Below are 19,524 nucleotides of genomic sequence, written 5' to 3' on the forward strand. Positions count from 1 at the left end.
GGACGAGGGCCCCGCACCGACAGGCGCGGGGCCCTCGCGTCGGACGCGCAGGGGGTCAGCGCAGCGCTTCGCCGCGGTGGTCGCCGTCCATTAGACCGTCGTCACGACGCGGATCCTTCCGGAGGAGGTCGCCATCGCGGCCCAGACCATCGTCCCGGCGAGCGTCCCCGTCGCGGTCCAGCAGTCCCTCAGCGGGGCCGGGGTTGCCGCGGCGGGCCGGGCCCTCGTCCCCGTAGCCGTCCCGATCGCGGTCCAGCAGGCCGTCCTCGCGGTCGAGGTCGCCCTCACGAGCGGGGCCATCGGCTCGGTGCGCGCCACCACGGGCATCGCCGTCCCGCAGACCGTCGTCGCGGCGATCGCGGTCGCGGTCCAGCAGGCCGTCGTCATCCCGACGGTCGCGGTCACGATCCAGGTCGCGGTCGCCGTCGTGGTCGCGGTCAGCGTCATAGCCCTCGGCCAGGCGCTCCTCGGCCTGGCGCTGACGACTCGCGGACGTGCCGTCCTTGCCCTCGCCGTCCTGCTCGGCCAGGGAGATCACATTGGGATCCTCCTCGACGTCGTAGTTCGGATCGATGGTCGCCTCACGGTCCACCCCGCGCTCGGGGTCGCCGTGATCGGCGCGGGGCGAGGTGTCGCGGTCCTGGCCGTAGCGCTCGGCCTCGTCGCGTTCGGCGGAGGTGCGGCTGTCCAGTCGGTCGTCCTCGCGGCCCAGCAGGTCGCGGTCACCGTCGGCGTCGGCGTGCTGCAATCCGGCCGGGGGGAGCGGTCCGGTGCGGCCGTCATTGGTGGGCTGAGTCATCGTGTGCCTCCTGGTCAGGATGAACGCCCCCGCAGTGAGCGGGGTCACAGTGCCCCTCAGGGTAGCTGTGCGGGCCCGTTCTGTCAGGGTGCCCGCTGGGAACCCGCGCTCACCGGTCGGTCAGGCGAAGGGGTTCCACCAGCGGCCACCGCCCAGCACCACGAGCGCGACCGAGGTCGCCAGCAGCAGCACGGCCGCCACCATCACCACCACGTCCCGGGTGCGCAGGGGCCGCTGATCGAACCAGGTGCGGCCCTTCCCGCGCCCGAAGCCGCGCAGCTCCATCGCCGCAGCCACCGACTCGATCCGGTCGAAGGCCCCCAGCAGCAGGGGCATGAGTGTCGAGGTCAGGTTGCGGATCCGGGTGCCGAGCCCCACCTTGCGGGACACGTCCAGGCCGCGGGCCTGCTGCGCCTGGGAGATGGTGCGGAAGTCCCGCTGGACGTCCGGGATGTACCGCAGCGCCAGGGACACCGCGTAGGCGGCGCGGTACGGCACCCCGATCCGGTTCAGGGAGGATGCGAACTCCGGGGGCCGCGTGGTGGTGATGAACAGCAGCACCCCCGGCAGCACCGCGAAGTACTTCAGGGTCACGACCAGCTGGTAGAACAGCTGCTGCGCGGTGAGGTCCCACCGCCAGGGGCCGTCCACCAGCAGCGTGCGGGAGCCGAACAGCTGCTCGCCGTAACCGGGGGCGAACACGAAGATCAGCAGGTTGTTCAGCACCATGAAGATCGCGATCAGCCACAGCACCACCGCGAGGTCCCGCAGCCGCACCCGCGACACCGCCCACAGCACCACGGACAGCAGGGACAGCCCCAGCAGGTAGCGCGCATCGAAGCTGATCATCGCGCCCACCACCAGGGCGAGCACCAGCACCAGCTTGGACACCCCGGTGAGGGTGTGCAGCCATCCCTGGCGGGGCACATACCCCAGCAGTGGTGAACTCATCGAGACCCACCCCGTTCGGCTCTGTCGGCCTGCACGAAGCGGTGCACCAGGCGCACCGGATCCGCGATCCCGCAGCGCTGCGAGAGGGTGAACAGTCCCGTGGTCACCAGGTCGGCGCGAGAGGTGAGATCCTCGTCGGTGAGGGCCGCGGCCGGATCGGTGTCGGCCAGCAGGCGCCCCCCGCTCATCACCAGCACCCGGTCGGTGTACTCCAGCGCCAGGTGCATGTCGTGGGTGATCAGCAGCACCGTGGTGCCGAGCTTGTTGATGCGGGTCAGGAAGTCCATGAACTCGCTGTAATGGGCGTAGTCCTGCCCGGCGGTGGGCTCGTCCAGGATCAGCACCTCGGGCTCCAGCGCCAGGATCGAGGCGATGGTGACCCGCTTCTTCTGGCCGTGGCTCAGCGCCGAGACGGGCCAGCTGCGGAACGGCCGCAGGCCGCACACCTCCAGCACCCGGGCGGTGCGCTCGGCGATCACCTGCTCGTCCAGGCCGCGCGCACGCAGCCCCAGCTCGATCTCCTCGGTGATCAGGGGGCGGGAGATCATCTGCCCCGGCTCCTGCAGCACGAAGCCCACGTGCTCGCCCCGCTCGGCGAGGGTCCACCCCGAGGCATCGACCGAGCCGAGGCGCACCACTCCCTCGGTGGCCTTCTCGAAACCGCACACCACGCGCGCCAGGGTGGACTTCCCGGCACCGTTGGAGCCCAGCACGCCGATCATCTCCCCGGCATGGACGCGGGCGCTGACGTCCTGCACGGCCCGGGTGCCGGGGGCATCGCCCGCGCGCGGCAGCACACAGCCCACCCGGTCCAGTTCGAGCGCGACGGCCCGGCCGGGCGCGACATCGGGACGGGCGGCATCGGTGCCGGCCACCCACTCCCGCACCGCCGCGACCTGATCCTCGTCCAGTTCCATCGCCGTCAGGTCCGCCGGGTGCTGCTCGGCGCGGGCAGGTGCACCGGCCATCCGCAGGGCCGCCAGGTGCAGGGGCGGTCGGATGCCGTGCTGCTCCAGCAGGCCCGAGACCAGCACCTCGTCCGGCGGGGCATCGGCCACGATCCGACCCCCGGCCATCAGCACGATCCGGTCCACTGGGCGGTGCAGCACGTCCTCCAGGCGGTGCTCCACGATCACCACGGTGCGGCCGTGCTCGCGGTGCAGGTCATCGATCAACTCGACCGCGGCGCGCCCCGCAGCCGGGTCCAGGTTCGCCAAGGGTTCGTCGAACAGCAGCACCTCCACGTCGTCCACCAGCACCCCGGCCATCGCCACCCGCTGCTTCTGCCCACCGGAGAGCTCGTGCGGGGAGGACGCCAGCCGGTCCTGGATCCCCACGATGGAAGCGGCATGCTGCACCCGCTGCGGCATCTGCGCGTGGGGGACCTGCTGGTTCTCCAGGCTGAAGGCGATGTCCTCACCCACGGTGAGGCCCACGAACTGCCCGGAGGTGTCCTGCAGCACCGTGCCCACGCGCCGGGAGGTCTCCACCAGCGGCACCGCGGCCGGGTCGTTGCCGCACACCCGCACCGTGCCCGTGGCCGTGCCCCGGTGGTGGTGGGGGATCAGCCCGTTCAGCACCGAGAGCAGGGTGGACTTACCAGAGCCGGACGCACCGATCACCGCCACCTTCTCGCCACGCCTGATCACCAGGTCGATGTCGTGAAGGGTGGGCTCGGACTGCGCGCGGTACTGGAAGCAGTACCCGCGCAGCTCGATGAGCGGCTCGGCGGCGTGGGTCACGACTGGACCGTGAGCGACCCGGTCTTGGTGCGGGTGCGGGCGTAGACCGCGAGGATCAGGGTGCCCAGCACGGCGGTGGTGATGGTGTTGGCGACGAACGCGAGGCCGCCCTGGGCCCACACCTTCCCGGCGGGCTCGTTGTAGATCAGCACGTCACCCAACGGCGCGATCAGCAACCAGGCCGCGGCGTGCGCGATCGCCACCGCGAGGACGAAGCGGAACGCGGTGGCGCCGGAGAACTCGCCGTCGTGGATCCGGTGGCGCAGCAGCATCAGGCCGACGACCAGGCCGAACACACCGGAGGCCGCTTCCCAGCTGATCCAGATGCCGTAGCCGGTGACGTCGATCAGCAGGTGGCCGATGAGGCCGGCGAGCAGGCCCACCCAGGGGCCGTAGAGCACGGCGAGTACAGCGAGGATCGCGTACTGGATGGAGATGGTGGTGTTGGGGATCGGGGTGGGGATCGCCACGAAGCGACCCAGCACGAAGAACAGGGCGGCGCCGATGCCGATGGCGACCACCTGGACGACGGGGGACGGGGTGCGGGACATGAGGTTTCCTTCGGGGGAGGGGTTCCGGTGAGGTGTCGGAGGGGGAGGGGAGGACGGACGAGGGGGATGGTGATGTTCAACGACGGGGCTGTTCGAGGGCGGAACAGCGATGGCGGGCTCTCAGGTGGCCGGTTCGAGTCGCACCCGCCAGGAGGTGCCGGTGCCCAGGGAGAAGGCGCGGGCGTAGTGGCCGCGGTTGATGGCCACGGCCATGCGGTCCAGGGAGTTCACGTACAGCAGCGACTCACCCACCTCGACGTCGGCGAAGCTGCGGGCGTAGGTCATCTGGGCGGCGTGCACCACGGCGTCGTGGTGGCTGACCCGCACCGTGACCCTGCCGCCGTGGCCCACGCCCAGCTCACGGAACAGCTCCCGGGGGATGGAGGTCCACAGGGAGCCGTAGCGAACGTCCAGGGTGTCGATCGTGCCGTGCACCGCGCCGCCGGTGGCCTCGGGTTCCACCAGCGGCAGCGACACCAGCTCCTGCAGCGGCACCTCGGGGCCCACCTGCTCGTAGGTGATCGCGCCGGAGGCGAGCCGCGCACCGGTGTACGCGTAGATGTCGCGCCCGTGGAAGGTGTAGGACTCCTCGGAGCCTTCACGGCGGTTCATGGTCTCGTCGATCTGCCGCAGCTGCTCGATGCCGAAGATGCTGTGCAGGTGGGTGAGGGTGCCGTTGTCCGGGGTCACCACCAGGTGCCCGGTGCGGGTGCGGGCCACCACGCTCAGCCGGTCCGAGCCCACACCGGGATCCACCACCGAGACGAACACGGTGCCGGCAGGCCAGTACGAGATCACCTGGGCCAGCCTGTAAGAGCCCTCCCAGATGTCGTAGGGCGGGATGTTGTGGGTGAGGTCGTGGATGCGCAGGCCGGGGTCGACGGCTACGGCCACGCCAACCATGGCGCTGACCGCACCGTCGTCCAGGCCGAAGTCGGACTGCAGTACGAGGGGATGCATCCTGGCATTATCCAACACAACACGCAGGTGAGCCGCTCGTGTGTCGCCAGATGAACGCGGGGAGGATTATCCGCTGGCGGCCCACCGGGGGTGAGCCGGGCGGGGCGCCGGCTCAGGCGCCCGGCAGCCCCCAGGCCTCGGCCAGCAACTCGAGGCTGCGCAGGCGGTCGGCTGGGTCGAAGTGGTACGCGGTGAGGATGAGCTCGTCGGCGCCGGTGGATGCCACGATCGCCTCCAACTGGGCGACCACGGTGGCGGGGGAGCCCACGGCGCGGATCGAGAGGGTCTGGTCCACCTGGGAGATCAGGTGCTCCGGAGCCACCTCCTCCAGCGGGCGCGGCGGCTGGATCTTCTGGCGCTGGCCGGTCACCACCCCCAGGAACATCTGCTGCAGGGTGGTGAACTGACGCTGGGCCTCCTCGTCGGTCTCGGCCACCACCAGGTTCACGCCCACCATGGTGCGCGGTTCGGCGATCTGTGCCGAGGGGGCGTTCGCATCGAAGTTCGCGCGGTACACGTCCAGGGCCTGCAGGTACTGGAAGGGCGCGAAGTGCGAGGCCACCGAGAACGGCATCCCCAGCTGGGCGGCGAGGCGGGCACCGTTGGCGGTGGAGCCCAGGATCCACATCGGCACCTCGGTGCCCTTGGCCACTCCCGCGCTGATGGGCAGCCCGCCGGTGGACTCCTCGCGGGACCAGTCGCGCATCTGCTCCACCGCGGCGATGAAGGCATGCGGCTCGGCAGAGGTGCGGGCCAGCAGCTGCGCGGTGAGCTGGTCGGTGCCCGGGGCCCGGCCCAGACCCAGGTCGATGCGGTCGCCGTGGAACTGCACCAGGGTGCCGAACTGCTCGATCACCGCCAGCGGCGAATGGTTGGGCAGCATGATCCCGCCCGAACCCACCCGGATCCGCTCGGTCAGCGACGCGGCACGGTCGATCAGCAGGCTGGTGGCGCTGGAGGCCAGCGCATCGGTGTTGTGATGCTCGGCGAACCAATAGCGCTCATAGCCCAGCCGGTCCGCGGTCTTCGCACCCTCCATCGAGGCGGCGATCGCATCGCGGGTGGACTGCCCCTCCGAGATGGACACCAGGTCCAGGATCGAGAGGGGGACGTGGGGGACGGAGCTGGAAGTCGTGTCGGTGCTGGCATCGGAGGCGGTCATGCCGTCGAGCCTATCCATGCCGGCTAGACGTGGGGCACGCGCTTACGCCTGCGGCGGCCGGGTGGGGTCGTGGTCGTCGTCGTGGATCCGCACGTGCGCCTCGGGGATGTCCTCGTAGCTGGCCGGGTCCGAGATCGGCTCCAGGTGCGTGAGCACGGTGAGCTCCGGGAGGGCCGCGGTGAGCTCGCGTTCGAGCTCCTCGATGTAGTCGTGGCCGTGCTTGACGGTCCACTCGTCCGGCACCAGCACGTGCACGTTCATGAACTTCTGCTGCCCGGCCTCGCGGGTCTGCAGGCCGTGGAAGGTGACGCTGCCGTCGGTGCGGCGCTGGAGGATCGCCCGGATCACCTCGTGGTCCTCCTCGGACAGCGACTTGTCCAGCAGTCCGGAGACGGACTCGCTGACCAGGGACACGCCCGTGATGATGATGTTGACGCCGACGGCGAAGGCGACCACGGCGTCCAGCCGCTCCCAGCCGGTCAGGCCCACCAGTCCCACGCCCACGATCACACCCACCGAGGTCCACACGTCGGTGAGCAGGTGGCGGCCGTCGGCCCGCAGGGTGATGGAGCGGTAGCGGCGCCCAGCCCTGATCAGCACGAACGCCACGGCCCCGTTGATCAGGGAGGCCACCACCGAGATCACCAGGCCCCAGCCCACGTTCTCCAGCGGCTGGGGGTTCACGAACCGCTCCACGGCGGTGACCAGGATGACCGCGGCGGCCACGAAGATCATCGCCCCCTCCACCGCGGCGGAGAAGTACTCCGCCTTCGCGCGGCCGTAGAGGAACCGCTCGGTGGCGGGCTGCGCAGCGACCTTCAGCGCGATCAGCGCCACAACCGCTGCCACCAGGTTCACGGTGGACTCGGCGGCGTCCGAGAGCAGGCCCACCGAGCCGGTCATCGCCCAGGCCCCCGTCTTCAGGGCGATGGTGGCGATGGCCGCGGCGATCGACAGCCAGGCGAAACGGGTGAGGTCCACGGCCCGCGACGGTGCACGGTCGCCGTGAGGAGCGGGTCCCTGCGAGGAGGGGTCGCCGGGAGTGCTGGCGCTGGGTTCTTCGGTCACGGTCTCTCCGCTTCGGGCTGATCCATGCGCCACGGGGGAGCGGGCGCTCTCAGACGGTACCGCTCTGAGGGGCGCTCAGCAGCCGTCTGGGGCTCAGTCGACGTACCGCGTGGGCCGGTCCTCGACGGGGAAACCGTCGGCCTTCCACGCACGGAACCCGCCGACCAGGTCGGTGGCGCGGCTGAAGCCGAGCCGGCGCAGGTCGCGGGCGGCGAGCGAGGAGTGGTATCCCTCGTTGCACACGACGACCACGAGGTCCGTGTGCTTAGGGCCGCCCTCCATCCGATGGGGGCTTGCCGGGTCCAGGCGCCACTCGAGCACCAGGCGCTCCACCACCACCGCACCGGGGATATGGCCCTCGACGTCCCGGGTGATGGCGGAGCGCACGTCGATCACGTGCGCCCCGTCGCCCTCGAGCAGGGAGTGCAGCTGGGCAGGTTCGACCCGGTCCACGCCATCCCGAGAGTCCGCGAGCACCTCATCGATGCTGCGTGGGGTGGTCATCGGCCGCGTCGGCTCGCGGAGAAGGAGGCCAGGCCGCCACCGGAGGAACCGGTGGAGGAGGTCGAGTAGCTGGTGCCACCGGAACGACCGCCGCCGGAGCGCGAACGCCCGGAGGAGCCCTGCCCGGAGCCGGAGCGACCGGAGCCGCTGCCGCGACCGGAACGGGAGCCACCGCCGGAGCGGCCGGAGCCGCCCACGGTCACGTCGGACTCGGAACGACCGCCACCGGAGCGACGGCGCCCCTGACCGCCACCGGCACCGGAGCGACCGCCGGAGCCGCCACGACCGCCACCGGAGCGGCGACCGCCACCGCTGCCGCGGCCACCGGTCTCCTGGACCGGGGCGCGGTCGGGGACCTCGCCGAACACGCGCTCGCCGGGGGCCAGGCGCTTCAGCACCTCGCTGCCGGTGCGCACGGCGGAGTGGATCTGGGGGCGGATCTTCGCGGCGCGCATCAGGGAGGACACGTCGCTGCGCTGCTCCGGGGTCTGCACCGTGATCACGGTGCCGGCCTCGCCGGCGCGGGCGGTGCGGCCCGAGCGGTGCAGGTACGCCTTGTGCTCCACGGGCGGATCGGCGTGGACCACCAGGGCCACCTCGTCCACGTGGATGCCGCGGGCGGCGATGTCGGTGGAGACCAGGGTGGTGGCCCCGCCCTTGCCGAAGGCCTCGAGGTTGCGGGTGCGGGCGCCCTGGGACAGGTTGCCGTGCAGCTCCACCGCGTCCACGCCGCTGGAGACCAGTTTCTTGGCCAGCTTCTTGGCGCCGTACTTGGTGCGGGTGAACAGGATGGTGCGGCCCGGCGCGGAGGCCAGGTCCAGCAGCACGTCGAAGCGGTCACCCTCGGTGACCTCCAGGACGTGGTGCTCCATCTTGGTCACCGTCGCCGTGGCCGGATCGGCCTCATGGGTGACGGGGGAGTGCAGGTACTGCTTGACCAGGGTGCCCACTCCGGCGTCCAGGGTGGCGGAGAACAGCATCCGCTGGCCCTTGGAGGGGGTTTTGTCCAGGATGCGGCGCACCATCGGAAGGAAGCCCATGTCGGCCATGTGATCGGCCTCGTCGAGGATCGTCACCTCGATGGCGGAGAGGTCGGCGTGGCCCTGGCCCATCAGGTCCAGCAGGCGGCCGGGGCAGGCCACCAGCACGTCCAGGCCGCGCTCGAGCGCGTCCACCTGGGGCTTCTGGCCGACGCCGCCGAACACGGTGGCGGTGCGCAGCCCGGTGGCCTTGGCCAGCGGCGCCAGCGAGTCGCTGATCTGGGCGGCCAGCTCACGGGTGGGGGCCAGGATCAGCGAGCGGGGCTTGCGGGGGCTGCGCTTGCGGTCGGACTCCTGCAGGCGCACCACCAGGGGCAGCAGGAAGGCGTAGGTCTTGCCCGAGCCGGTACGGCCGCGGCCCAGCACGTCCCGACCCGCGAGGGAGTCGGGCAGGGTGGCGGCCTGGATCGGGGTGGGGGTGGTGATGCCGAGGGGCGCAAGGGCGTCGGTCAGCACGGAGGGCACGCCGAGGCGTGCGAAATCAGGGGAGGTCACAAGGGATCCGTTCATGAAGGTGGGTTCGCCGGGGCGCGTGCGTCGCAATCACCAGAGGCCCCGGTGTGCGGGATGCTGCGCGGCCGGCGGAGACAGGGCCCGTCCTTCGGGCACAGGACCGATCAGAGGATCGGGATGGTCTCCGCGGCAGGTCGTCGCGGCGAGATTCGACGGCGACCGTCCCTGCCACCGTACGTGGTCCGGGGCCGTTACGCGCAATCCGGCCCGCCGAATGTGACCGAGCCGGAGCGGGGCGGGGTCTGGGCGTGGCTCCTGTTGCTCGCTGTCCGGGTGGATGCTGGTCGACGAGCAGCGAGTGCGACGTTATGAACAGTTGGGCTGCGTCTATCTGTTCATAACGTCGCACTCGATGCGTGCGGGGGGGGGATTGAGGTCGCGGTGGGCGGGATGGGGGGATTGACATCGCGGTGGGGGGATTGAGGCCGCGGTGGAACGACAGAAACGCCGGTCTGCTGCGGACTACTGCCCGCCGCCCAGGCCCGCGGAGGCGAAGCCCTTGACGATCTGGCGCTGGAACAGCACGAACACGATCAGCAGCGGCAGCCCGCCCACCACGGCACTGGCCATGTTCTGTGCGATCTGCAGTCTGTGGGCAGGGAGTGCGGTTCACTGGACTCACCCTGATCAGTGCAGATCCGAGAACCCCGAGGAGCCCTCTGTGAGCACCACCCGCCCCACCCCCGATCCGGCTGCCCTGCCCGAGAACCTCACTGCCCTCTTCGCCCGCGCCGAGGAGCTCGCCGGGCACCTCGACGGCCCCCCGTCGACCGCCCCCGTTGCCGGTGAAGCCGCCGACGCGGCAGGCACGGTGCCGCGCCCCGAGCACCCTCGCCCCCAGTTCCACCGCCCCACCTGGATGAGCCTCAACGGCACCTGGCAGTTTAAGATCGACCAGGGCGACTCCGGGCGCGAGCGGGGCCTGGTGGACAGCGAGCTGGACTCACAGATCATGGTGCCCTTCGCCCCGGAGACCGCCGCCTCCGGCATCGGCAACCGCGACTTCCTCGAGGCCGTCTGGTATCGCCGCACCGTCACCGTCCCCACCGACTGGGAGGGGCTGCGCCCCATCCTGCGCTTCGAGGCCGTGGACCACGAGGCCACCGTGTGGGTCAACGGCACCGAGGTGGCCCGCCACCGCGGCGGCTTCACCCCCTTCAGCGCCGACCTGTCCACCCTGGAGGGCGTGGGCCCCGGCTCCGAGCTCACCATCGTGGTGCGCGCCCGGGACCCGCACGACGTGCCCCAGGCACGCGGCAAGCAGTCCAACTGGTTCCACTCCACCCATGCCAGCTACCACCGCACCACCGGCATCTGGCAGACGGTATGGCTCGAGGGCGTCCCGGCCGACGAGATCCGCTCGCTGCGCATCATCCCCTCGCTGGCCTCCGGCTCCTTCGCGATCGACGCGCCGCTGTCCCGCTCCACCCCGGGCACCCGCCTCGAGGTGATCGCGCACGTGCCCGGCGGCGAGGAGGTGGCCCGCGCCGAGGTGCGGGCGGACCTGGACCTCGCCCCCCACCTGGAACTGGTGATCCCCGCCGAGCACGTGCGGGTGTGGGGCCCGGGCAGCCCCGAGCTGTACGCACTGCAGGTGCGGCTGCTGGATGTCGACGGTCAGGTGCTCGATGAGGCCGCCTCCTATGCGGGCCTGCGCTCCACCTCCCTGAACGGCCACGAGTTCCGCATCAACGGCGAGAAGGTGTTCCAGCGCCTGGTGCTGGACCAGGGCTACTGGGAGGACACCTTCATGACCTCCCCCTCGGACGAGGCGATGACCACCGACATCCGTCTGGCGCTGGAGGCCGGCTTCAACGGGGCCCGCCTGCACCAGAAGGTGTTCGAGCAGCGCATGCTGTTCTGGGCCGACCTGTACGGCTACCTCACCTGGGGCGAGTTCGGCGACTGGGGCGCCTCCGGCAGCGGGGCCATGGGCCACAACCAGCAGCCCGCCGCCTCCTTCGTGGACGAATGGGTGCAGGCCGTGGCCCGCGACATCAACCACCCGTCGATCGTCGGCTGGTGCCCGCTGAACGAGACCCACCAGGTGCTCCACGACCGCCTCACCCAGCTCGACGACGTCACGCAGGCGATGTACGACGCCACCAAGCTGGCCGACCCCACCCGTCCGGTGCTGGATGCCTCCGGCTACTCCCACCGGGTGCGCGGGGCCGACGTGTACGACTCCCACTCCTACGAGCAGGATGTCGAGGCCTTCCGCACCGAGCAGTCGGGGCTGGCCGAGGGGACCCCCTTCGTGAACCGCCGCGAGCTGGGCCCTGACGACATGCCCTTCGCCGACGGCGCCTTCTCCCTGGCCTACGCCGGACAGCCCTACTTCGTCTCGGAGTACGGCGGCATCTGGTGGAACGAGGAGGAGGCCCGCCGGGCGGCGGAGGCCGCCGCCGGGGACCGCACCGGCAATGACCAGGCGGCTTCCTGGGGGTACGGCGAGCGGGTGCGCTCGGAGGAGCAGCTGTACGAACGCTTCGAGGGACTCACCCGGGTGCTGCTGGAGGACCCGCTGATGTTCGGCTACTGCTACACGCAGATGACCGACGTGTTCCAGGAGAAGAACGGCATCGTCGACTTCGACCGCGGCCGCAAGCTGGACCTGGCCCGGCTGCGCGCCGTCCAGGAGCAGCGCGCCGCATACGAGGGCTGAAACGGCAGGGCCGACACCCTGCCTGCAGGGTGCCGGCCCCGAATATTGGGTGGCACGGCGGTATGCGGCAGGGGAGCATGGCCGCATGGTCGATCAGTCACGCCTCTGGGACGAGCACGCCGCCGCCACCTACGACACCCCCGGGCAGGGCCCGTTCGCTCCCGAGGTGCTGGGGCCCACGGTGGAGCTGCTCGCGGACCTCGCCGCCGGAGGGCGCGCCGTCGAGTTCGCCATCGGCACCGGCCGGGTGGCGATCCCGTTGCGGGAGGCCGATGTCGAGGTGGCGGGCATCGAGCTGTCCGCGCCGATGATCGCGCGGCTGCGGGAGAAGGCCGACGAGGACGCGATCCCCGTCGTCCACGGCGACATGACCACGGCGAGTGCGGGGGAGGGGTTCACCCTCGCCTACCTGGTGTTCAACACCATCTCCAACCTGCTCACCCAGGAGCAGCAGGTGCAGTGCTTCCGCAACGCAGCCCGCCATCTCGCCCCGGGCGGACGCTTCGTGATCGAGCTGTGGGTGCCGCAGCTGCGCTCCCTCGCCCCCGGCCACGGTGGCACCGTGGAGGTGTCCGAGCCCGGCTACCTGCTGGTGGACACCTACGACACCCTCGCCCAGCACGTCATCTCGCACCACGTGCGATTCGACCCCGTGGTGGATGGCAGCCGTGAGGCGCAGATCGACCGCACCCCGCACCGCTACGTGTGGCCGTCCGAACTGGACCTGATGGCGCAGCTGGCCGGTTTCGAGCGGGAGAACCGCTGGGCAGGCTTCGACCGTTCCGAGTTCACCGCGGAGTCCCGCAGCCACGTCACGGTGTACCGCCTCACCTGAAGCGGCCGGTGCGCGCATAGCGCAGGCTCTTTCGGCCCGGTGGGCCGTACAGTGCTGGAGGCCCACTCCTGCACACGTCCGAGGTTCCCCTGTGCCTGATCCCGTTCCCGCCGGTTCCGCACCCACCGGTTCCGCACCCACCGGCTCTGCTCCTTCCGCCCCGCACGAGGGTGTCCCCCACTCACAGGGGACGCCGATGCGCGTCAGGGACGCGCTGCGGGACCCGCGCCGGTTGAAGACTGAGGTCCTGGCCGGCCTGGTGGTCGCCCTCGCCCTGATCCCCGAGGCGATCTCCTTCTCGATCCTGGCGGGCGTGGACCCGCGCCTGGGCCTGTTCGCCTCGTTCACGATGGCGGTCACCATCTCTGTGGTGGGCGGTCGCCCCGCGATGATCTCCGCCGCCACCGGAGCCGTCGCGCTGGTTGTCGCGCCCGTGGTGGCCTCCCACGGTGTGGACTACCTGATCGCCACCGTGATCCTCGCGGGTCTGCTGCAGATCCTGCTGGCCGTGCTGGGAGTGGCGAAGCTGATGCGGTTCATCCCGCGCTCGGTGATGGTGGGCTTCGTCAACTCCCTGGCGATCCTGATCTTCATCGCCCAGCTGCCGCACCTGATCGGCCCGGACCTGCCCTGGCTGGTGTACCCGCTGACCATCGCGGGACTGGCGATGCTGGTAGGCCTGCCGAAGCTCACCCAGGTGGTGCCCGCCCCGCTGATTGCGATCGTGGTGCTCACGGTGCTGGTGGTCGTCGCCGGCTGGCGGGTGCCGAACGTCGGCAGCCAGGGCGAGCTGCCCGATTCCCTGCCGCAGCTGCTGATCCCCGACGTGCCGTTCACCCTGGAGACCCTGCGCATCATCGCCCCCTACGCGCTGGCGATGGCACTGGTGGGGCTGATGGAGTCGCTGCTGACCGCCAAACTGGTGGACGACATCACCGACACCCACTCCAACAAGACCCGCGAGAGCTGGGGCCAGGGCGTGGCGAACGTGGTCACCGGCTTCTTCGGCGGCATGGGCGGCTGCGCCATGATCGGGCAGACCATGATCAACGTGAAGGAGTCCGGAGCACGCACCCGGATCTCCACCTTCCTGGCCGGCGTGTTCCTGCTGATCCTGGTCGTGGCACTCGGTGACATCGTGGGCCTGATCCCGATGGCCGCACTGGTCGCCGTGATGATCATGGTCTCCGTCGGAACCTTCGACTGGCACAGCGTGCGCCCCTCCACCCTGCGCCGCATGCCGCTGTCGGAGACGGCCGTCATGGCCACCACCGTGATCGCCACCGTGGTCACCGACAACCTCGCCATCGGTGTGGTGCTCGGCGTGGTGTGCGCGATGGTCATGTTCGCCCGTCGCGTCGCCCACCTGACCCGCATCGAGAAGGTGTGGGAGACGGACGTGGACGGCGACGGCACGGTGGACATCCGCCGGTACCGCGTCAAGGGTCAGCTGTTCTTCGCCTCCAGCAACGACCTCGTCTACCAGTTCGACTACGCCGGTGACCCCGCCACCGTGATCATCGACCTCACCGATGCGGAGGTGTGGGACGCCTCCACCGTGGCCTCCCTGGACGCGGTGATCGCCAAGTACCGCGACCGCGGCAAGGAGGCCCGCATCGTGGGCCTGGACGGTGCCGGCGCCGAGCGCCTGGAACTGCTCTCCGGCAACCTCGGCGAAGGGCACTGAGCCGGGCGCTGAGCGAGGTCCGGCAGGATGGCCCCATGAGAGCCTGCATCATCGACACCTTCGGTCAGCCGCCGCGCCTGGGCGAGGCGCCCGATCCCGTCTGCCCGGCGCACGGCGCGGTGGTCGAGGTCCACGCCACCGGGGTGTGCCGCAGCGACTGGCACGCCTGGCAGGGCCACGACGACTCGGTGCGCCTCCCGCACGTGCCCGGCCACGAGTTCGCCGGGGTCATCGCGCAGGTGGGCCAGGAGGTGACCGGGTTCCGGGCCGGGGACCGTGTCACGGCTCCGTTCATCTTCGCCTGCGGCCGCTGCGAGCAGTGCTTGGCCGGCGCCTCACAGGTGTGCCCCCACCAGCGCCAGCCCGGGTTCGACCTGCCCGGTTCCTGGGCCGAGCAGGTGGTGGTCCACCAGGCCGACCACAACCTGGTGGCCCTTCCCGACGCGCTCGACATGACGCTCGCCGCGGGCCTCGGCTGCCGGGTGGGCACTGCCTTCCACGCCGTGAGGGTGCAGGGTGAGGTGCAGGTGGCCGAGCAGGTCGCGGTGATCGGCTGCGGCGGGCTGGGCCTTGCCTGCGTGATGGTGGCCCTCGCGGCGGGCGCCGAGGTGATCGCCGTGGACGTCTCCGATGCCAGCCTCGAAGCGGCCGCAGCGCTGGGTGCCCGTGCTCTTCGCAGCGGGCCGGACGTGGCTGCGCAGATCCGCGAGATGACCGGCGGTGGTGCCCACGTCGCGCTGGATGCGCTGGGCTCCGCTGCCACCGCCCGAGCGGGGATCCAGGCACTGCGACCGCGGGGCCGTCACGTGCAGGTGGGGCTGCTGCTGGGCAAGGACGCCGACCCGCCCCTCCCGATGGGCCAGGTGATCGCCCAGGAGCTGCAGATCAGGGGCAGCCACGGCCTGGCCGCCACCGAGTACGCCGCCATGCTGACCGAGATCGCCGACGGCCGGCTGGACCTGGGCCGCACGGTGGGCCGGGTGATCAGCGTCGAGGATCTCCCCGCGGCGATGGTCGCGATGGGGGAGCCGCCTGTGGTCGCCGGGATGACGGTGGCCCGCCTGCGGTGATGCAGGGAAAGGTCAGGCCCGGGGAGTGGGGATGATCGGCTTCTGGTAGGTCGCCGAGACCCGGTGCACCGTGAAGCCGAGCGACTCGTAGAGGCGGCCCGCACCGTTCAGCGACTCCGTGTCCACCTCCAGCTCGGCCGTCTCGAAGCCGGCCTCAGCAGCGGCCCGCAGTGACCGCGCGATCACCGCGCGGGCGATGCCCCGCCCGCGGGCCTCGGGCCGGGTTCCCACCAGCGCCAGGTGCAGCACCGAGGGCTTGTCCTCCGAGGCCACCACGTACCCCAGCACGGTGCCGCCCGGGTCCACCGCGACCGAGGACTGCTGCGGGCGAGCAGTGTGGGAGTTCCACCAGACGGCCCACCGCTCCGGCGGTGGGGTGGTGGAGCCCCAATGGTCGGCGAATGCTGCCGCATGGGCGAGGCGCGTGGGTTCCTGGTGGTCCGGCCCCGGTGCGATCACCTCGACGTCATCGCCCCCGGCGATCTCCGGCACGGGCAGATCGGCGTCCTGCAGCGCGATGGTCATCTCGGACCAGGAGCGGGCCCGCGCGTAGCCGCGCAGCTCCAGCAGGGCGCGGGCATCCCGCTTGCCGCCCGGGCTCGTCGGGTCCTGCCCGGCGGGGGCATCGACGCCGCCGGAGGCCCGGAGGTGGGCGGGCCGATCAGGATGGCGTTCGGCTGCGAGCGCAGCGGCCCTGGCCTCGGTGAGGTCCAGGATGCGGGTGCCGATGCCGCACCGGCGGTGCTCCGGGGCGACGACACCGGCGATGCCCGCACGCACGCGGCCTTCGCGGTCCGGGCTGGTCGCGACATCGGCGATGCCGAAGGCGATCATCTCCCCGTCCCGGCGCACGGCCACGGAGTCCGCAGCAAGATCCAGCCCCGGCATGGTGAGCCACTCACGCATGCTCGCAGCCTCGGTGACCTCCTCGAACCCGTCGTGGGCATCGGCCCGGGTGATGAGCGCAGCGAGCGCCTCGGCATCGCCCAGGGTGAGGGAGGTCCAGGTCAGGCGACTATCAGTCGAGGGATCACGGGTCAGGGAATCTGCGGAGGTCACCGGAGGATCGTAACCAGTGCGGTCAGGGATGTCGGGCCGCTGTGGAACCATGAACGCCATGACGATCACCGCTGCGGCCGACGGCTCCGCCCTCGGCAACCCCGGCCCGGCCGGCTGGGCCTGGTACATCGACGAGAACACCTGGCGGGCCGGCGGCTGGCCCCACGGCACCAACAACATGGGGGAGCTGAAGGCCGTGCTGGACCTGCTGGAGGCCACCGCGGAGGACGCCGATCAGCACCTGGTCATCCTGTGCGACAGCCAGTACGTCATCAACTCGGTCACGAAGTGGATGCCGGGCTGGAAGCGCAAGGGGTGGCGCAAGAAGGACGGCAAGCCAGTGATGAACGTCGAGCTGCTGCAGGCGATCGACCGTGCGCTCGCCGGCCGCAGCGTCGAGTTCGAGTGGGTCAAGGGCCATTCCGGCCACGCCATGAACGAGGCCGCCGACAAGCGCGCCAACGCCGCCGCCACCGCCTTCTCCAAGAAACAGGACCCCCAGGTGGGCCCCGGGTACCGTGCATCAGGCGGGGGAGCGGGCGCTGCAGCCGCGCCCGCCATGGAGATGCCCCCGGCCCCGGCGCAATCCGCTGCTCCGGCCCGCTCCGCTGCTCCGGCTCTCCCCCCGCGCGGCGGGGCCGGCACCGACTCCCCGGTCACTCCGGAGCTGGCCGACGACCTCTTCAGCCTGTTCGACGAAGCCCCCGCCGCTCCCGACGTCGATGCTGCCGACCCGGACGCCACCCCGTTCGAGCAGGTCACAGCCCGGGAGCAGGTGCTGCTGAGCGACATGGTGCGCAGCGACCCCCCGAGCGCCGCCGCACTGCTGCACTCCGCCTTCACCGAAGTGGGGGCCAGCGGCCGCACCTACGACCGCGAGGAGATCCTCGATGCGCTCGCACCACTGCCGGGCGTGGAGGCCAGCGACTTCGTGGCCGATGAGATCGCTGCCGGTGTGATCCTGCTGCGGTACGTCACCACCGGGCCGGACGGCGCCGTGGAGCGCAGCTCGATCTGGTTGCGCGAAGGCGACCGCTGGCTGCTGCGCCACCACCAGGGCACCCCGGCTGGGGATCCGTCGCACTGACAGGAACGGCCGCGAGGCCGGGACCCTGTCGGTCTCAGCGATACCGGAAGACTCCTTGACACCCCCTTCTCGCAACTGTCTATGCTGTGTATAGACAGTAGGATCACTGAGGATCGGGAGGGGGAACGCCATGCACATCCCCATCGATCCCGCCGCCTCGGAGCCGATCTACGAGCAGATCCGCACCGGCATCGCCGAGGCCATCGTCTCCGGTCGTCTCGCCCCCGGTGAGGCCCTTCCCTCCATCCGGTCCCTGGCACGGGACCTGCGGGTCAGCGTCATCACCACCACCCGCGCCTACAACGAGCTGGTCAGCGACGGCCTCGTGGTCCCCCAGCAGGGCCGCGGAGTGTTCGTGCGTGACCAGCCCACCGGCGCCCTGCAGGAGCGGGCCCGCACGCGTATCAGTGAGGCCCTCGACGAGGCGACCCGTACCGCCCGCATCGCCGGCATCGACGCCGACGAACTGCACCGGATGCTCGATACGAGCCTCCACACCGACGCTGACGTGCGGCCCCTCCGCGCCACGGACCAGGAGACCTGATGATCACCGCACTCGCCCCCGCCGTCGACGTCCGCGACCTCACCGTGCACCTGCCCTCCCAGCGCCGCTTCGGCGGGGCCCCGCACCGGGCACTCCACGACGTCTCCCTCACGATCCCCACCGGGCAGGTCACCGCACTGGTGGGCAGCAACGGCGCCGGCAAGACCACCTTGCTGCGCACCCTCGCCGGCGCCATCGGCCCCACGGCCGGCACCGTCACCGTGCTGGGCAGCCCCATGGGTGGCCCGGAGGACTCTCTCCCGGCAGGGGTGTCCGTGGTGCCGGATGCGTCGTACTACCCCGACCGCTGGTCGGCCGACGACATGGTGCTCATGCTGCGACGGATGGAGAGGACGGTGGATGCCCGGGGCATCGGGCGTCGCCTGCGCCGTGCAGGGATCGACCCCGGCGCCCCCATCTAGAGCCTCTCCGCCGGCCAGCGCACCCGGTTGATGCTCGCGGTGGGCCTCGGCACAGCTCCCTCGCTGCTGATGCTCGATGAGCCCTTCGCGCGTCTGGACCCCCTGGCCAGGGAGGACGTGCTGGAAGAACTGCGCCGTCACCAGGCCGCGGGGGAGGACCGCACCATCCTCCTGTCCACGCACGAGCTGGGCAGCCTGGAGCGGTTCGTGGACCATGTGGTGCTGCTGCACGACGGGAGCGTGCTGCTGGACGAGGACCTTGCGGACGCAGCTGAGCGTCACCTCGTCGCCACTGTTCCCCGGGAGCCTGCGTCACGGCACGAACCCACTGCGCCGATGGGCCTGCTCACCGGTGCCCGACGAGCAGGGGACGTGATGGAGGGACTCGTGGACACCGAGGATGCCCTGTTCCTGCCGAAGGACTCAGACCTGCGACGGGCCACCATCCAGGACGTCCTCACCTTCACCCTGCGGGAGGCCGCGCGATGAACCACGCACTCAGCACCGTCGTCATCACGACGCACCGGGAGCGGCCCACCACGCCGCTGCGCCGCGCCTTCGCTCTGGAGCGTGAGCATCACCAGGCCCTGGTGGGCTTCTACGGGCTGCTGGCCGTCGCGGTCAGCCAACTGAGCGTGTTCGGTGGGATCCACCTGGGGTTCGTCCTGGCCGGGGCCTGGTGGGTGCTCAGGGTCCTCGAGGAGGGTGGCCCGAGCGCCGGCGATCCCTCCACGATGATCGCTACCTCCGCCACCGCGCAGTGGATCACCATGGCGCTCGCGCTCGGAAGCGCGATCCTGGTGCTGCTGTGGCGCAGGCGGCGCTGGATCCGGACGGCCTGACAGCACCGGTGCCCGGCCGTGGG

At 71.1% G+C, this 19,524-nt stretch carries 19 protein-coding genes; 9 read left to right on the forward strand and 10 right to left on the reverse strand.

All coding sequences use genetic code 11. From position 1 onward, the window contains the following. Positions 1–55 precede the first annotated feature (55 nt). From JOD52_RS02230 to JOD52_RS02270, 9 genes are all read right to left on the reverse strand, one after another. Positions 56–799 carry a hypothetical protein gene (locus JOD52_RS02230; RefSeq protein WP_204408654.1) on the reverse strand — a complete coding sequence of 248 codons (744 nt, stop codon included), beginning with the start codon at positions 797–799 and terminating at the stop codon, positions 56–58. Between the two features lie 120 nt (positions 800–919). Continuing rightward, a complete protein-coding gene (locus JOD52_RS02235) occupies positions 920–1,750 on the reverse strand; it encodes an energy-coupling factor transporter transmembrane component T family protein (protein WP_204408655.1) in 831 nt (276 codons plus the stop codon). After that, the gene (locus tag JOD52_RS17675; RefSeq protein WP_204408656.1) at positions 1,747–3,492 is read right to left on the reverse strand and encodes an energy-coupling factor transporter ATPase; all 1,746 of its coding nucleotides are present in this window, start codon (positions 3,490–3,492) and stop codon (positions 1,747–1,749) included. The genes JOD52_RS02235 and JOD52_RS17675 overlap by 4 nt, the downstream gene beginning before the upstream one ends. Further along, complete coding sequence (locus JOD52_RS02245) at positions 3,489–4,043, reverse strand: ECF-type riboflavin transporter substrate-binding protein (protein WP_204408657.1); 555 nt, start codon at positions 4,041–4,043, stop codon at positions 3,489–3,491. The genes JOD52_RS17675 and JOD52_RS02245 overlap by 4 nt, the downstream gene beginning before the upstream one ends. Positions 4,044–4,163: 120 nt before the next feature. Further along, positions 4,164–5,003, reverse strand: a complete 840-nt coding sequence (locus JOD52_RS02250; RefSeq protein WP_204408658.1) for an SAM hydrolase/SAM-dependent halogenase family protein — start codon at positions 5,001–5,003, stop codon at positions 4,164–4,166. A 112-nt stretch (positions 5,004–5,115) separates the two neighbouring features. Further along, the gene (locus tag JOD52_RS02255) at positions 5,116–6,165 is read right to left on the reverse strand and encodes an LLM class flavin-dependent oxidoreductase (RefSeq protein WP_204408659.1); all 1,050 of its coding nucleotides are present in this window, start codon (positions 6,163–6,165) and stop codon (positions 5,116–5,118) included. Positions 6,166–6,207: 42 nt separating this feature from the next. Then, complete coding sequence (locus tag JOD52_RS02260) at positions 6,208–7,233, reverse strand: cation diffusion facilitator family transporter (RefSeq protein ID WP_446680596.1); 1,026 nt, start codon at positions 7,231–7,233, stop codon at positions 6,208–6,210. Positions 7,234–7,326: 93 nt separating this feature from the next. Continuing rightward, the gene (locus tag JOD52_RS02265; RefSeq protein ID WP_204408660.1) at positions 7,327–7,737 is read right to left on the reverse strand and encodes a rhodanese-like domain-containing protein; all 411 of its coding nucleotides are present in this window, start codon (positions 7,735–7,737) and stop codon (positions 7,327–7,329) included. Further along, positions 7,734–9,272 carry a DEAD/DEAH box helicase gene (locus tag JOD52_RS02270; RefSeq protein WP_204408661.1) on the reverse strand — a complete coding sequence of 513 codons (1,539 nt, stop codon included), beginning with the start codon at positions 9,270–9,272 and terminating at the stop codon, positions 7,734–7,736. Before JOD52_RS02270 ends, JOD52_RS02265 begins: the two co-directional genes overlap by 4 nt. A 679-nt stretch (positions 9,273–9,951) precedes the next feature. On the opposite strand from JOD52_RS02270, the gene JOD52_RS02275 reads away from it, so the two are divergent. From JOD52_RS02275 to JOD52_RS02290, 4 genes are all read left to right on the forward strand, one after another. After that, positions 9,952–11,955 (forward strand): sugar-binding domain-containing protein, encoded by a 2,004-nt coding sequence (locus JOD52_RS02275; RefSeq protein ID WP_204408662.1) that lies wholly within the window; start codon positions 9,952–9,954, stop codon positions 11,953–11,955. Positions 11,956–12,040: 85 nt separating this feature from the next. After that, on the forward strand, positions 12,041–12,790 hold the full coding sequence (locus tag JOD52_RS02280; RefSeq protein ID WP_204408663.1) for a class I SAM-dependent methyltransferase: 750 nt from the start codon (positions 12,041–12,043) through the stop codon (positions 12,788–12,790). A 196-nt stretch (positions 12,791–12,986) separates the two neighbouring features. Further along, complete coding sequence (locus JOD52_RS02285; RefSeq protein ID WP_204408664.1) at positions 12,987–14,477, forward strand: SulP family inorganic anion transporter; 1,491 nt, start codon at positions 12,987–12,989, stop codon at positions 14,475–14,477. A gap of 35 nt (positions 14,478–14,512) precedes the next feature. Further along, on the forward strand, positions 14,513–15,547 hold the full coding sequence (locus JOD52_RS02290) for an alcohol dehydrogenase catalytic domain-containing protein (RefSeq protein WP_204408665.1): 1,035 nt from the start codon (positions 14,513–14,515) through the stop codon (positions 15,545–15,547). Positions 15,548–15,559: 12 nt separating this feature from the next. On the opposite strand, the gene JOD52_RS02295 is transcribed toward JOD52_RS02290, so the two are convergent. Next, positions 15,560–16,606 (reverse strand): GNAT family N-acetyltransferase, encoded by a 1,047-nt coding sequence (locus JOD52_RS02295; protein ID WP_204408666.1) that lies wholly within the window; start codon positions 16,604–16,606, stop codon positions 15,560–15,562. Positions 16,607–16,664: 58 nt separating this feature from the next. On the opposite strand from JOD52_RS02295, the gene JOD52_RS02300 reads away from it, so the two are divergent. The 5 genes from JOD52_RS02300 to JOD52_RS02320 all read left to right on the forward strand — a co-directional run bounded on the left by JOD52_RS02300 (position 16,665) and on the right by JOD52_RS02320 (position 19,501). Then, the gene (locus JOD52_RS02300; RefSeq protein ID WP_204408667.1) at positions 16,665–17,693 is read left to right on the forward strand and encodes a ribonuclease HI family protein; all 1,029 of its coding nucleotides are present in this window, start codon (positions 16,665–16,667) and stop codon (positions 17,691–17,693) included. Between the two features lie 130 nt (positions 17,694–17,823). Then, on the forward strand, positions 17,824–18,237 hold the full coding sequence (locus JOD52_RS02305) for a GntR family transcriptional regulator (protein WP_204408668.1): 414 nt from the start codon (positions 17,824–17,826) through the stop codon (positions 18,235–18,237). Then, complete coding sequence (locus JOD52_RS02310) at positions 18,237–18,659, forward strand: ATP-binding cassette domain-containing protein (RefSeq protein WP_204408669.1); 423 nt, start codon at positions 18,237–18,239, stop codon at positions 18,657–18,659. Before JOD52_RS02305 ends, JOD52_RS02310 begins: the two co-directional genes overlap by 1 nt. 30 nt (positions 18,660–18,689) lie before the next feature. Beyond that, the gene (locus JOD52_RS02315) at positions 18,690–19,148 is read left to right on the forward strand and encodes an ATP-binding cassette domain-containing protein (protein ID WP_204408670.1); all 459 of its coding nucleotides are present in this window, start codon (positions 18,690–18,692) and stop codon (positions 19,146–19,148) included. Further along, positions 19,145–19,501, forward strand: a complete 357-nt coding sequence (locus JOD52_RS02320; protein ID WP_204408671.1) for a hypothetical protein — start codon at positions 19,145–19,147, stop codon at positions 19,499–19,501. Before JOD52_RS02315 ends, JOD52_RS02320 begins: the two co-directional genes overlap by 4 nt. Positions 19,502–19,524: the final 23 nt, after the last annotated feature.

It is taken from the genome of Brachybacterium muris, from assembly GCF_016907455.1.
GTDB lineage: Bacteria > Actinomycetota > Actinomycetes > Actinomycetales > Dermabacteraceae > Brachybacterium > Brachybacterium muris.

What these genes read in the sequence shown, in the direction of transcription:
- JOD52_RS02230 (WP_204408654.1), bottom strand. Translation starts at nt 799, where the DNA reads ATGACTCAGCCCACCAATGACGGCCGCACCGGACCGCTCCCCCCGGCC.
- JOD52_RS02235 (WP_204408655.1), bottom strand. Translation starts at nt 1,750, where the DNA reads ATGAGTTCACCACTGCTGGGGTATGTGCCCCGCCAGGGATGGCTGCAC.
- JOD52_RS02245 (WP_204408657.1), bottom strand. Translation starts at nt 4,043, where the DNA reads ATGTCCCGCACCCCGTCCCCCGTCGTCCAGGTGGTCGCCATCGGCATC.
- JOD52_RS02250 (WP_204408658.1), bottom strand. Translation starts at nt 5,003, where the DNA reads ATGCATCCCCTCGTACTGCAGTCCGACTTCGGCCTGGACGACGGTGCG.
- JOD52_RS02255 (WP_204408659.1), bottom strand. Translation starts at nt 6,165, where the DNA reads ATGACCGCCTCCGATGCCAGCACCGACACGACTTCCAGCTCCGTCCCC.
- JOD52_RS02265 (WP_204408660.1), bottom strand. Translation starts at nt 7,737, where the DNA reads ATGACCACCCCACGCAGCATCGATGAGGTGCTCGCGGACTCTCGGGAT.
- JOD52_RS02280 (WP_204408663.1), top strand. Translation starts at nt 12,041, where the DNA reads ATGGTCGATCAGTCACGCCTCTGGGACGAGCACGCCGCCGCCACCTAC.
- JOD52_RS02285 (WP_204408664.1), top strand. Translation starts at nt 12,987, where the DNA reads ATGCGCGTCAGGGACGCGCTGCGGGACCCGCGCCGGTTGAAGACTGAG.
- JOD52_RS02290 (WP_204408665.1), top strand. Translation starts at nt 14,513, where the DNA reads ATGAGAGCCTGCATCATCGACACCTTCGGTCAGCCGCCGCGCCTGGGC.
- JOD52_RS02300 (WP_204408667.1), top strand. Translation starts at nt 16,665, where the DNA reads ATGACGATCACCGCTGCGGCCGACGGCTCCGCCCTCGGCAACCCCGGC.
- JOD52_RS02305 (WP_204408668.1), top strand. Translation starts at nt 17,824, where the DNA reads ATGCACATCCCCATCGATCCCGCCGCCTCGGAGCCGATCTACGAGCAG.
- JOD52_RS02310 (WP_204408669.1), top strand. Translation starts at nt 18,237, where the DNA reads ATGATCACCGCACTCGCCCCCGCCGTCGACGTCCGCGACCTCACCGTG.
- JOD52_RS02315 (WP_204408670.1), top strand. Translation starts at nt 18,690, where the DNA reads ATGCTCGCGGTGGGCCTCGGCACAGCTCCCTCGCTGCTGATGCTCGAT.
- JOD52_RS02320 (WP_204408671.1), top strand. Translation starts at nt 19,145, where the DNA reads ATGAACCACGCACTCAGCACCGTCGTCATCACGACGCACCGGGAGCGG.